The organism is Hymenobacter sp. BT559 (assembly GCF_016427535.1).
Taxonomy (GTDB): Bacteria; Bacteroidota; Bacteroidia; order Cytophagales; family Hymenobacteraceae; genus Hymenobacter.
Genome location: NZ_JAELXV010000003.1, coordinates 398749 through 412195, shown reverse-complemented (window position 1 = coordinate 412195; position 13447 = coordinate 398749). Strand labels below are relative to the sequence as shown.

Genomic DNA, 13447 nt, shown 5'->3' with positions numbered 1-13447 from the left:
TCGCAAGCAGTGAGTAAGAGTCAGGAATTTCTTCCGCCGTGCTGCAAAACTAACACGACTGGTTTTACAATGTTCAATTGTGCACAATATATTTTTATACTACATACATAATAATTTGATAAACAGCGTATTTAATCTAAATCCGTTCATTACGCCTGACCTTTCGGCGCTTCTATACCAGAAAACCCCAGCCTTCGGGTGAAAGCTGGGGCTGCACAAAGCGCGGTCGCTTTATTCGACCTAGGGGCCTATTTGCGGCGGGCCTTGCCGCTAGGCTTCGGGCTGGCACCTAGCACCTCCACGATGGGCTGGCCGGTGCAGGCGCTAGGCAGCTTACTATTGAGAATCATGGCCGCCGTGGGCGCGATGTCGGTGATGGTGTGGGGCTCGTAACTAACGCCAACTGGGATGCCCATGCCCCACCACAGCAGTGGCACGTGGCTATCGTAGGCGTAGCCGGTGCCGTGGCTGGTGCCCACGCCGATGTCGCCGGTCCAGCCGGGCAACAGCTCGTAGCGCACATCGCCGTAGCGCGGGTAATAGAGGCTGGCTACCAGCCGGGCTTCGAGGCCGGTAGTGTAGCCGCCATTTAGTAGCTGCGTAGTCGTATTTACCTGCGCGATACCGGGCTGGCTACGCATAAACTCGGCTAGCACCTGCTGGGCGTGCGGCAGCTCTACCTTGTGCTGGGCCAGCAATGCGCGGCTGATGTAGTAAGAATTATTAATCTCCTTTTCGAGCCACTGGCCGGGGCCAAACTGGCTGACTAGGTAGGCATTGGCCGCCTGGTAAGCGCCGCGCCTGTCGAAGGTACCCACGGGCAGCTGGTGGTCGGCGAGGTAGCGCGTCACCTCGCTGGCGCCGTGGTCAGCAGTCAAGAAGATGGTGTAGTTGCCCTTGCCTACGGTCTGGTCGAGGGCTTTCAGTAGGCGGGCTATTTCGAGGTCGAGGCGCAGGTAGAGGTCGTTTTCTTCCTTCGAAAGCGGCCCGAAGGTGTGGCCTACCGCATCGGGGCTAGAGTAGCTGATAGCCAGCAAATCGGGCACGTTGTCGCGCCCTAGGTCGGTGTTTTTGAGCGCGGCCAGGGCAAGGTCCGTCAGCAGGTTATCGCCGAAAGGCGAGGTGTACATGTTCTCGTAGGCGGGCGGGTTTTGGGGCGCCAGCTTGGATAGGTCGTAGGGGAAAGTGGCGGCCGTTTTGCCCTTAAAAATGCGTTCGTAGCGGTTCGAGTCGGGCAAGCTGTTGAGGTAGGCCGAGGCGGGTTTCAGCGGCGACCAGGTTTGCTGGCGGTAGGCGTCGGCCTTTTTCTGGGCATTAAACTCGGTGACCCAAGCCGGCAGCTTGGTCATGTAAAAAGTGCTCGAAATGAAGTCGCCGGTATTCACGTCGAGCCAGAAGGCGCCGTCGGCCATGTGGCCGGCGGGCAGGGCCGAGGCTCGGTCTTTAAGCGACAAGGCCAGCACCTTGCTGCGGCCGCCGTAGGTCATCTTAAGCTCGTCGCCTAGGGTGGTGCTGAGCTGATTGCGGGCCGATACACCCATGCCCTTGGTGGTAGTACCTACAAGCTGCGCGGTGGTATCGTCGGTGCAGTACACGTCGTGGCGCAGGCGGCGGTCGTACCACGAGTTGCCCACGATGCCGTGGTAGCGCGGCGTGGTGCCGGTGTACACGCTAGAGTGGCCGGGCCCGGTCACGGTGGGGATATAGTTGTAGTGCGTATTGCGGCACTGAAAGCCCTCACGCAGCAGCCGGTTGAAGCCATCGGGTCCAAACTCGGGGCTGAAGCGGGTGAGGTAGTCGGGCCGCATTTGGTCGACCATGATGCCAACCAGCAGCTTGGGCGTGGGGCGAATTTGGGCAGCCGCAGAGCTACCTAGGAGCAGGCCAGCGGCCAGGAGGTAAGGAGAGAACATTCGCAGAAAAAATCGGGGCGCAAACCTAGGGTGTGTGCGCCACGGCACCTAGTTTACTATCAGCTTGGTGGCGGCGCCATCGTCGGCGCGCAACAGGTACACGCCGGCGGCGAGGCCGTTGGTTTCTAGGCGGTCGGTGGTGCGCAGCTGGCGCACAGGCCGGCCGGCCAAGTCATGCAGGGTGCCCGACACGGCCCGGCTCAGGCGCACGGGCGTGCCCTGGCTGGGGTTGGGGTAAGCGGCCAGTGGCTCGGTGGCCTGCCCCGGCCGGGCGGCAGTGGGCGTGCTGGCCTGGATGCTGTACACGGCAATGGTGCTGCTCACCTCATTGGCCAGCAGCAGCAGCGGCTGCCCGCTGGGGCTGTCGGCGGCCGAGATAAAGACGATGCCCTCGGGCCCTAGGTCGCCGGTGGTAGTGGCGCCCGTGAGGTTGCGGTTGTTGGCATATGCTTCGAGCACCGGGGCGGCGGGGTCGTTGATATTGAACACCATAACGCCGCCTACGCGCTCCAGCGACACGAAGGCGTACAAGTTGTTGCCGATGCGACCGGTGGTCACGCCCTCGGGCTCGGGGCCTTTGTCGTCCGAGCGATTTTTGCGGGTGGGCGCTTCGCCGAAGCTATTGCTGGCGTTGAAGATGGCGCCGTAGGTAGCATCGGCGGCGGTCACGCGCTCGAGCAGGCTGCCGCTGTCGTGCACCTCGGCGCCCGTGGCGGCGTTGTAGATGCTGAACGAGCGGCCCCCAAAGGCATAAATCTCGTCGAAGTCGCCGTCGCCGTCGGTGTCACCAAGCTTGTTAGTCACGTTGAGTCGGCCTAGCACAGCCTCGTTTTTGAGCAGGCTGGCATTGGGGAAGGCCGTGGCGTCGAGCACGTAGCCATTGGCACCTACGCGCACCACCTCACTAAAACCAGAGTAATCGCGGGAGTCGCCCTCATTGGCCGTGAGCAGATACGAGGTGCCGTTGACCTCAAACAGGTTGATGGCATCGGGCTGGCGCATGCCTTTGATAGACCAGTTGGCCAGCAGCACCTCGGTGGTGCGGTCGGAGGCATCGATGCTGCGGCCAGGCTGGCGGTGGTCGCTGTAGCCTACCGGTCGCAGGGCCGTTATCTGCTTAGTAGCCAAATCAAGCACCGCAATGGCGTTGTTTTCCTGCAAGCTGATATAGGCCGTTTGCGAATTGGCGCTCACCGCAATGTACTCGGGCTCTAGGTCCTGGGCCACCGTGCTGGGCGAGGCAGCCAGCCCACCGTAGATGCGGATGCCCTGCGCCCGCAGCGCGGCAGCCTGGCTGTTATAAGCCGTGAAGGTAGCCGTGGTCACGTTGGCCTGCGTGAGGCCCGCGAGGCCGCCCAATACATCAATCACCGACACGCTGCCCTCGGGGTCGGTGGTGTAGGCGGCGTTGGGCTCGCCCTCGTTGGCCGTGAGCACGTAGCGACCATCGGGCGAGAAGGTTATCATGTCGGGCATGGCGCCCACGGTCACTTGCTTCTGAAACACGCCGTTTTGGTCGAAGAACACCACGCTACCGTCTTGCTGCGGGCTACTGTTTTCGAGGGCGCAGGCCACCACGCCGTTGCGCACCGCCACCGAGTTGAGGCCGCCGTAGCTTTTGATATCGATAGAAGCCAAGGCCGCAATGGCGGCCGGGTTGGCTAGATTCAAAATCTCTAGCTTGCCGCCAATAGAGTTGGCCACGTACAGGCGCTTGGTCGTAGGGTCGAAGGCCGCTATTTCGGCTGAGTTAATTTGGTTATTGCCGCTAAAAGGCGTGGCCGTTTGATAGCTCTGCACCAAACTCAGCGACAAGTTATTGGCCCGCGTCGGCGCCGGAGTGTCGTTGTCCTTTATATAAACCAGAATGTCATTGGCCGTAGCCGACACGGTGGCGTTGGTCGGGTTTTGCAGGCGCACCACGAAGTACTCGGTTTCCTCGGCCATCGCGTCGTCGAGGATAGGGATAGTAAGCGTTTGGGTGCCCGTGGCCCCAGCCGGAAACGTCACGGTTTGAGTGGTGGCGTAGGTGTAGTCTTGCCCTGCCGTGGCCATACCTAGGGCCTGCACTACCACCTGCACAGTGCTGGCTTCAGCACCCGGATTGCTGATGCTGAGTGGAATACTAACCGAGCCCGCGCCCTCGGTCACGGTGAGCGTGGCGCTGGGCCGGGCAATGGTGGGCGTAGTTTGGGCGCGGGCCGCCCCGGCCGCCAAGCCTAGCAACAAAGTAGCCGGAAGAAGTGCGGAAAAGTTTAACTGCATAGACGCCACAAAGAGGTTGAAGCGTCAAAGCTATCGGCAGCCTGTTGCGGCAGTGTGATGTTGTTATTATGAAATAAAGTAACGCCAGAATGCTAGCCACACACCGCCGCGCTTGGCTTAAAAAACTGCCCGCCCCCCTGCCTAGGTTGGCAGCGGGGCGGGCAGTTTGCTAAGATGGAAGGTCCTTAGGCCGAAATGCCTATTCCTGAGGCGTGGAGGCCGCGGCTTCCGCTGGAGCGGGCTTGGCTGGGGCAGGGCGCCGCTTGGGAGCTACCGGGCGGGGCGCCGACGCCACCGAGGCCGGGCGCGGAGGCTGCGGCCGACCAGGACGCGGGGCCGAGGCCGCACTGCCTTCGGCGGCAGCGGCGGGCGCTTCTTTACCCTTGGCCGTTTTAGTCGCTTTGGCTGACTGCTTGGCTTGTTTGCTGCGCTGCTTCACCAACTTCTTCGACAGGCGCTGAATGAGCTTGGTAACCGCTTTAGAAGGAGGGGTAGCTTCTTCGCCTTCGGGGCTTAGGTAGGGCTGCAGAGCGCCGGTTAGCTCGCTAGCCAGGGCCTGGCGCACGCGCTTGGCTTTGGGGGCCACGGGTGCAGCGGGCATTTTTTCAGTTTTGGCTTGCTGCTTCAGCAGTTGCTTAGCAAGCTTGCGTAGGGTTTTGTTGACGGCTTTAGGAGGCTCGTTTGTGCTGGCTTCCATCCCTAGGTGGGGCACCACGGCCGCGGCCAGGTTGCTAGTTAGGGCTTTCTTAGCTTTGCTCATAATCGTGGGTGAGAATTTGGGAGTGGCCAGCAGTACTATTAATTAGGGTAAGCCCGTCAATAGTTGTCGGCCAACCCGCTCTTTCTAAATAGTTTACCAAGCACCACTTCGTGTAGTGCATTGGAAACACAATAGTACGGCTCAATACTGTCCAAATGTTGCGCTTGCTATGTTAAGCTTTTGCGGGCCCTAGGTCCTGGTTTCAGCGACTGTTAGCGGGCAGCGTAACCTGGGCTAATCGGGCGGCCAGCTCGGCCGGCGTTAAGTTTTCAAGCGTCAGCAGCGCTTCGTAGGGGTTGCCCGGCAGTTGTAGCAGCGCGGCAAAGGCAGGCTCTGTTTTCAGGCCCTGCGCCTTGAGGCGGCGCACCGCCGTGCGCCAGGCCGGCCCTCCGGCGCACAGCACCGCGTATTCTATTATTAAGTGCCGAAACGCATATTGTTGCTCGGTGGGCAGGGCTTGGCCAAACACTTCTATTTCGATTTCCAGGTAGCGAAAACTACTCACCAACGCTGGCCCCGTCGCGCTCGCTACCTGGCCTGCTCGAAAGGCCGGCAGGTGCCCGTAGTGGGTGCGTAGCAATTGCTCGAAGGCTACGCTATTCCCCAAAGGCACTTCGCAAATAATATCGATGTCGCTACTAGGCAGGTCGATAGCCAGCGGGATGGTGCCCGCCACCACAGGGTCGAAGGGCCCTAGGGTAGTTAGAATACCTAGCTCTTGCAGCACCGCGTAAGCGCGACGCTGGCGGCGGTTGCCTGCTGCTAAATAGCGTGGGTCTTTCCAGGACGAATGAAGGTTCATAGCAGCCAGAGAGCCAAGCACAAAGTGCGGGCGAGTGTCTAAGCCAAGGCAGTTCAGTATGACGTACGCTAGCTGTTGCCCCAATAGCAATTAGAACCAGTCCGAAATTGTGGAACAGTTGCAACGCGTTGCTCCGTCGATAGAGATTGGCACTAACGTACAAGAAGCTACAGACCTGAGTGAAACCCCCACCCTACCGAGGCCGGGGCTGCGGGGTATAAGTGGGCCCGAGGCACCTAGGGCCGTCAGCGGTCCAGGCCAGGGGGTCGATGCAGAGCTCGCGCTCCGTCATGGCGGCGTTCCAGGCATGGTACACGAGGTACTCGGTGCGGCCATCGGGGCTCATGGTGTGGCTGTGGTGGCCGGGGCCACGCACGTGGCCGGGCACCGAGTGCAGCACCCGCGCCCCCGCATCGGAGCCCGAGTCGACGTAGGGCCCCATTACGTGGTCGGCCACGCAGTAATCAACCCCGTAGCGGTCGGTGAGGAAATTGGCGCCGCTAAAGAAGCAGTAGTACTTGCCCTCGTGGCGGCGCACAAAGGGACCTTCCAGCGTGTGCCACTGCGCAAAGGTGCGGTTATCGTAGAGCGGCATCAGGCGGTTGGCCTCGAAAAGCGTCCAGCTGTGGCGGGCGCGCAGCACGGTGCGAGGCGCGTTGGCCAGCTGGGTCATGCTGGTGAGGCGGTCTACTACGAGGCCGGTGCCGGGGTAGTAGCCGTCGTTGGTGTCAGTAAAGTCGCGGGCGTAGAACAGGTACCATTGCCCATCCGTGTCTTTGAAAGCGTGGGCATCGATGGTAAACTGGCTGTCGGGCACCGGCAGGGCGGCCACCTCGGTGTAGGGACCTTCGGGCTTAGCACTGGTAGCCACGTGCAGCCGGTGGCCTACGGTGGCCCCAATGGCGCCGCCGCCGCGCGAGTAATACATGTAGAAAGTACCGTTGTGCTCTACCACTTCGGGCGCCCAAAAATCAAATTCCTCGCTGCCGGCTGGCGGCAAAAGCGCCCCACCTAGGGGCCGCCAATCGACTAGATTCTCTGACTGCAACAGCGTGAAAACCCGGCCATCCTTGGTGCGCCCGCGCCCGGTGGTGCCGAAGGCGTAGTAGCGCTTGCCGTGCTTTAAGACGAAGGGGTCCGGGAAGTTGCCGGCCAGCACGGGGTTGGTGTAGGTGCGGGCCGCGGCCGCGGCAAGTGGCTGGCGCATAGCGAGCAAAGCCAGGCCGGTGAGCGAACCAGTGAGAAAATGACGACGAGTAGGCATAACCAGAAGACGCAAAGCCAACCACATAGCTGCATGGCGGCGGGCCAGCCAAGTTACGCCGGCCTGGCGGCCGCAAGCCTACTGCTGGTACACGCGCACGTAGTCGATTTCATAGCGGCTGGGCAGCGGTGTATCGGCGAGTGGGCCCCCGTTGTCGCCACCTAGGGCCAGGTTGAGCAGCAAGTAATGAGGCTGCATCATGGGGTTGAAGCCCGTACCGTCCTGGTTTACGGTTTGGGTGAGAGGCGTTTCATTCAGCAGCAGGTCATCGACGTAGAGGCGAATGGCGGTGGCATCCCAGTCCATGCGCCACACGTGAAACTGCTTGGCCCAGTCGGGGTCGGCGAAGCTGGCCACGGGCTTGGTTTCAGAGTGCCACTTGGCGGTATAGGGCTTGTCGGTGCCGCTGGCTACGTTGGCCAAAATCTTGCCCTTGTAATACTCCATGATGTCGATTTCGCCGTTGCTGGGCCAGGGTTTTTCTACCCCTAGGGTCCAGAAGGCGGGCCATAGGCCAGGGCGAGCGTCAATACGGGCACGCATCTCGAAGCGGCCGTATTGCCACTGGTGCCGGCCGCTAGTATTGAGGCTGGCGGCGGTGTACTCGATGGTGGGGCGGCTGGTGCGCCAGTCGGTGCTACCGGCCTGGTACGTGGGGTTGGGCCGGTTTTCCTTTTTGGCCTCGATGATAAGCAAGCCCTTTTCGCAGCGCGCGTTCTCGGGCTGGTACCACTGCAGCTCGTGGTTGCGCTGGAAGCCGGTTTCAAACTGCCAGTTCTGCGGGTTGGGGCGACCCTTTTTATTGAACTCGTCGGCCCACACCAGTTTCCAGCCCTGGTACGAAGGCGGCGCAGGCTGGCCTTGCGCGCCCGCGGGCGCTGCAAGGGCACCTAGGGCGGCGGGCTGCACGGGCTGGCCCGGCTGCCACTCCAGCACATATACAGGCTGGGCGGGCAAGTTTTCGAGCGTTTCGCCATCGCCCTGGCCGGTGCGCTGCACGAAGAGACTCAGGACGTGCTCCTTTTTCCAGCGCTCGGTGTCGTAGCTGGGCTCCCAGTTGCCGACGGTGGTAGAGGTGAGGTCGGCGGCGGTCCAAGTACCCTTGTCTAGGTCGGCGCATTGCAGCACCGAGGCCCGGTCCTGGCGCTCGGCGTCACGGAAGAGCAGGTAGGCGGCCGTACGGCCCTTTTGGGTAGCCACCAGCAACTGCGGGCGCGAAATCGGAATCTTCTTCGTGCCCACGCCGCTCAGGCTAAAGGGCGTAGTGCGCTGGCTGATTTGAGCAGTCCGCCACTGTTTGTCTTTGAGATAGATAAGCTGATACTGCGGCACCTGTGTGCCCTGCGGCCGCCAGTAGCTAGCGATGTAGGGCGCGCCCGCCGCATCGGTCGTAATAGTGGTTTGATTGATGAGCTCCGAGTTTTGCGGAATGCGGGCGGCGTACTCGGCCGTGCCCGCCGTGATGGGCAACGCGTAGGCTTCGCCTGTACTCTTCTGCCAGGTACGGCCGCCATCTACGGAGCGGGCGTAGGCCATGTCGTGGTTAGAGGCCACGTTGGGGCTTTCGCGCCACACCCACGACACGTGGATGGTGCCCTTAGGGTCGATGCAGGCCTGCCAGTAGGCATTACGCTGGCCCTCACCATCGATGAGCACATCGTGCAGGCGCGTCCATTTTCTTGTCTTAACGTCGTAGCGGTTCAGCACCAAGTTGCCGTTGCCCGAGCCGCCGTCGCGGTACATAAAGAGCAGGTCGCCCGAGGGGTAGCGGTGAAACTCGGGGTAGCTCACCTTCTGCTCTTGCTGGCCGGTCATGGGCTCTAAGGTGCCCATCGTCAGCGAGCCAGGCGCAGTGCCGCGGCAGTAGTGCAGCGGGTTGTTGTGGTGGTCGAAGCTCAGGTGCAGGTAGCCCGCGCCGTCGGCCATGAGACTGATGACGTTGTGCGCGTCCTTCACATTGCCCTGGTAGGGCGTGCGCTGTACCTGCCACGGGCCATTGGGCAGGCGGCGCTTACCTAGGGTCACGTAGCCCGCCGAGTCGTAGTAGGCCACATACTGATTTTGGCCCTGGCTCACCACCGAGTTTTTGCGAAAAATCGCGCCGTTCACGTTGTTTTTGGCCCAGCCCAGGCCCACGGGCGTTTGGGCGCGGGCACTTAGGGTGGTAATGAGCAGTGTGAGCAGCAAAAACTGCGAAAGGAGCTTTGTAGGCATTATTAAGGCTAAGAATTACTGCTGTGCTAGGCCGCGAATCATGATGGTGCCGGGTGGGTAGTGATGCGGCGCCGGCTTGTAGGGCACCGAGCGGATATTCACGACAGTCTTATCGGCGGTGCCTGGGGTAGCCTGAGTTACATCAAGGCTCGCGATTTCACTAGTAGCTATTTGCAGCGATTCATCTTGGATAGGAGCGCCATTAAACTCAAACCTGACTGGGCCATGCAGCCCCAGCCCACGCTTGATGGCCACCAGTGACCTCGCTTTCAACTTAAGCCTGGGCTTGGCTTTCATCGTTATGCTCATAATACCGGGCTCAGCTAGAGTGCGCCATTTCACGGGGCCACTGTCTATTCTATAAACTTCAATTCTATCTATTTGCTGCGGATTCATAGCACCTAGGGCATTCATTCCCATGAGGTAGCGTCCGTTCAGAATGATTACTGGCTCTGAATTAGTGGGCCGGCGCTGGGGCGGCGTGGTGGCCGTAGGCGCCGAAGTAGCCGGCTGCTTCTGTTGAGACTCAACTTCTAAGCCTGACCTAGGCGGAGCTACTACTGGAGTCACCGGTGCAAGAGGCGCAATGGGCGCTCGCTGAGCCTTGCTAGGTTGCCCAGCAAGGCAGCCAGTAGCCAGTAATATGCTGGCAATAAAAGAAGTCCCCATGATAAGCAGACGCTAGTTTGTTATTCAGAAGCTTACGCAAAAATCGTCTGTCATGCTGAGCGCAGCCGAAGCATCTCTATCGCTTCATCCGGGCTGTCCAACGAGGCGGTAGAGATGCTTCGGCTGCGCTTAGCATGACAAGCGTTTTTAAACGCTACCTAAGGCTGCGGCTTTTTGTCATCGACCAGGCGCAGGGTGTAGCTGTAGCTGTACTGCTTGGCCAGTAGGCGGTAGGGGTCGTGGGGCAGGGCGCCCCAGCTGTCGTCGCCGCCCACGCCACGCTGGGCTAGGTCGAGGTGCAGCCAGGTTTGGCCGTGCGCCTTGAGGTCGGTGGGGTGCTGCTGCTTTTTGCTGAGGCCGGGGTCTAGGTCCTCGGTGCGGAAGGGCAAGGCGCTAAAGCAGATGGGCTGGCCGGCGCCCTCCACGCGCAGGCCCTGGCCGGCGGCATCGGTGAGGGTGAGCCAGCGCGTATCGGTGTGGTAGCCGTACTCCTGGGGCCGGATGTAGGTGCCGGGGAATGAGCGCCGCACTGAATCTTGATAAGTACCGAGCAGAGCCGCCGAGTTACGGTCGCTGTAGTTTTCGTGGGGGCCGCGGCCGTAGTAGCGCAGTTGGTCAAAGCGCCTAGGTACCTCCAGGCGCATACCGAAGCGCGGTAGCTCGGGCAGGGTCTTATCCTGCATATCGAGGCTGGCCGTGACGCGCACCGCGCCATCGGGCTGCACGAGGTAGGCCACGGTGTAGGGCACGCCTAGGTCGGCCAGCCGGTACTCGACCGTGATGGGCAGGCCGGCGGCCGACTGCTCGCCCACCGTCACGCGCTGCACGGGGCGGTTGGCGTGGGCGCCGCGCCACACCCCTAGGCGCTCGGGCATGCCGCTGCCAAAGTCATTGTCGGTGGGGGCGCGCCAGAAGTAGGGCTCGGGGTAGTTGTTCATTACCCACTGGTTTTTCAGGCGGTAGTCGGTGAGGCGGCCGCTGCGGGTGTTAAACTCGCCGCGCACATCGCCCACCGTGAAGGTCAGCTTATCGCCGTCGCGCTTTATGTCGAGGGTGCCCGCCGGCGCCGGGGCCGCTGCAAAATAGGCCGTGGCCGGCGTGAGCACAAACTGCTCGCGAGCCACCTCGTGGCCGGCCGGCAGTAGCGGCGCGGCGGCTTTGGTGGTGGCAAATACATTGAGCACGTATTCGGTACCTGCTTCTTGCTTCAGCGCGGGCAGGGCCAGCTTCACTTCCTTCTGTTGGCGCGGGCCGAGCTTGCCCACCGCGAAGGTGCCAGTTTTGGCCACCGCGCCGTTGCGCAGTAGCTCCCAGCGGAAGGTGTAGTCGTCGAGGTTTTTAAAGGAAAACCCATTGAGAACCGTCACGCGCCCGCTGGCGGGCTGAGCAGCCGTGAAGCGGATATCCTGGTACACCTTCTTGACTTCGAGCAGGCCGGGGTGCGGCGTGCGGTCGGCGGCCACGAGGCCGTTGGCGCAGAAGTTCTCGTCGTTTTGGAGGTGGTAGCCGCCTAGGTCGCCGCCGTAGGCGAAGAAGGGGCGCCCATCGGGGGTTTTGGTGGCCAGGCCCTGGTCAACCCAGTCCCAGATAAAGCCACCCTGCATGTGTGGGTGGGCGCGTATCAGGTCCCAGTACTCCTGAAAGTTGCCGCTGCTGTTGCCCATGGCGTGCGAATACTCGCACATGATGAAGGGGCGGGTTTTGTCGGTGGCCTCAGCGTACTTGCGCATGTGGCTCATGCGGGGGTACATGGGCGCCACGATGTCGGTATCGACATCTTCGCCGGCTTGCTCAAACGACACGGGCCGACTGGGGTCGCGCTGCTTGAGCCAGGTGTAAGCTTCGTGGAACACCGGGCCGTTGCCGCACTCGTTGCCCATACTCCAGATGATAACCGAAGCGTGGTTCTTGTCGCGCTCGACCAGCCGGCTGATGCGGTCGCGGTGGGCGGCCTTCCACTCGGGCAGGTAGGCGGGGTGCTTGCTCTTGTCAAGCCAGCCCTGAAATTCGGCGCCGTAGCCGTGGGTTTCGATGTTGGCCTCGTCCACGAGGTAGAAGCCCAACTCGTCGCACAGGCGCAGCCAGCGCTCATCATCGGGGTAGTGGCAGCTACGGATGGCGTTGATGTTGTGCTGCTTCATCAGTTCTAGGTCGCGACGCATGCCAGCCTCCGTAACCACGCGGCCGGTGGTGGGCTCTAGCTCGTGGCGGTTCACACCGTGCACTTCTACGGGCACGCCATTCACCATCAGCTGGGCCTTCTTGATTTCGACCTTGCGGAAGCCGATTTTGCTGCCCGTCACAGCAAGCGTTTTGCCCTGACCATCGGCCAAGGTCAGGCGCAATTGGTAGAGCGTGGGCACCTCGGCGCTCCAGGGGCGCACGTTTTTGATAGAGCCGCTCAACTTCACCTCCTGCGTAGCGGCGCTAGTGGGCGCGGCCACGGCCTGCTGCTGGCGCAGCACCACCTTGCCGCTAGGGTCAAGCACCTCGGCTGTGAGGCGAGCGGCGGGCGCGCTACCGAAGCTGCGCAGTGTTACGTCAGCCGAAAACTGACCATTTTTATAGCTCGGGTCGAGGTCGGCGTGGGCAAAGAAATCCCAAATCGTGTGCCTAGGTAGCGCCGTGAGGTACACGTCGCGGTCAAGGCCCGAGAGGCGCCAGAAGTCCTGGTCTTCGAGGTACGAGCCATCGTGCCAGCGCATCACCTGCACCGCCAGTTGGTTGTCGCCGGGCTTAAGATACTTGGTAATGTCGAACTCGGCCGGCGACTTGGCTGCCTTGCTGATGCCCACGCGCTGCCCATTCACATACACAAACGCGCAGCCCGAAATGGCCCCAAAGTGTAGCACCACCTCTTTACCCTGCCAGCCGGCCGGCACCGAGAAGCTGCGCCGGTAGGTGCCCACCGGGTTGTTGCTCGGGTCGATGAAGGGCTGGTTGCGCGGGAAGGGGTAGGTAATGTTAGTATAAATCGGAATCCCGAACCCCTGAATTTCCCAGTTGCTTGGCACCTGGATGGTCTTCCAACTGGCATCGTTGAAGCCGGGCTGGAAGAAGTCTATGGGCCGCTCGGCGGGCCGGGCCACGTAGCTAAATTTCCAGGTGCCGTTCAGGCTTTGGTACCAGGGCGAGCGGGCGTAGTCGTCGGCAGCCACATCGGCCGGCTGGTCGTAAAGCTGGAAGCTGGCGCGGGGTGCCTCCTGGCCCTGCTGGGTTAGCTGCGGGTTTTGCCACTCGGCGGGGTCGGGGGCCTGGGCGGCAGCTAGGCCGCTGGTGAGTAGCAGCGCCGCAAGCGGCAAACGGAAATCGGACATAGTGAAGGTGGGAAAAGGCAGACGTGCCGTAGCGTCATTGCTCGCGGACGGGCTATGAGCTAGCAGCTACAATACTACCGCCCATTCGCGGGGGTGGGCGGGTCGGTTTTCGCTGAATGAGGGGGCCATATTTGACAAGCCACCATACCAGCTTTGGGCATACCGGCCCGCAACCAGCTACTGTTTCGCGGCTTGCGCCGCGGCCTGTTGTGCTAGGCGCTTAGCAAACTATTCATCCACTAA

Annotated in this window: 8 protein-coding genes and 1 pseudogene; all 9 read right to left on the bottom strand. The window is 61.6% G+C overall.

All coding sequences use genetic code 11. The annotated features are described in order from the left end of the window. Positions 1-248: 248 nt before the first annotated feature. The gene (locus JAO77_RS12515) at positions 249-1913 is read right to left on the bottom strand and encodes an alkaline phosphatase family protein (protein ID WP_198990711.1); all 1665 of its coding nucleotides are present in this window, start codon (positions 1911-1913) and stop codon (positions 249-251) included. Between the two features lie 48 nt (positions 1914-1961). Next, the gene (locus JAO77_RS12510; RefSeq protein ID WP_198990710.1) at positions 1962-4178 is read right to left on the bottom strand and encodes a choice-of-anchor I family protein; all 2217 of its coding nucleotides are present in this window, start codon (positions 4176-4178) and stop codon (positions 1962-1964) included. A gap of 199 nt (positions 4179-4377) precedes the next feature. Then, positions 4378-4938, bottom strand: a complete 561-nt coding sequence (locus JAO77_RS12505) for a hypothetical protein (protein WP_198990709.1) — start codon at positions 4936-4938, stop codon at positions 4378-4380. Between the two features lie 202 nt (positions 4939-5140). Continuing rightward, positions 5141-5740, bottom strand: a complete 600-nt coding sequence (locus tag JAO77_RS12500) for a DUF4269 domain-containing protein (protein WP_198990708.1) — start codon at positions 5738-5740, stop codon at positions 5141-5143. A 193-nt stretch (positions 5741-5933) separates the two neighbouring features. Further along, positions 5934-7004 carry a glycoside hydrolase family 43 protein gene (locus JAO77_RS12495; RefSeq protein ID WP_198990707.1) on the bottom strand — a complete coding sequence of 357 codons (1071 nt, stop codon included), beginning with the start codon at positions 7002-7004 and terminating at the stop codon, positions 5934-5936. 78 nt (positions 7005-7082) lie between these two features. Then, the gene (locus tag JAO77_RS24155) at positions 7083-7940 is read right to left on the bottom strand and encodes a glycoside hydrolase family 16 protein (RefSeq protein ID WP_370550217.1); all 858 of its coding nucleotides are present in this window, start codon (positions 7938-7940) and stop codon (positions 7083-7085) included. A 345-nt stretch (positions 7941-8285) separates the two neighbouring features. Continuing rightward, a pseudogene (locus tag JAO77_RS24150) lies at positions 8286-9218 on the bottom strand (BNR repeat-containing protein); the annotation flags it as partial. Positions 9219-9233: 15 nt separating this feature from the next. Next, positions 9234-9887: a hypothetical protein gene (locus JAO77_RS12485; protein ID WP_198990705.1), complete on the bottom strand. Its 654-nt coding sequence runs from the start codon at positions 9885-9887 to the stop codon at positions 9234-9236. Between the two features lie 158 nt (positions 9888-10045). Further along, complete coding sequence (lacZ, locus tag JAO77_RS12480) at positions 10046-13204, bottom strand: beta-galactosidase, LacZ type (RefSeq protein ID WP_198990704.1); 3159 nt, start codon at positions 13202-13204, stop codon at positions 10046-10048. Between the last annotated feature and the right edge of the window lie 243 nt (positions 13205-13447).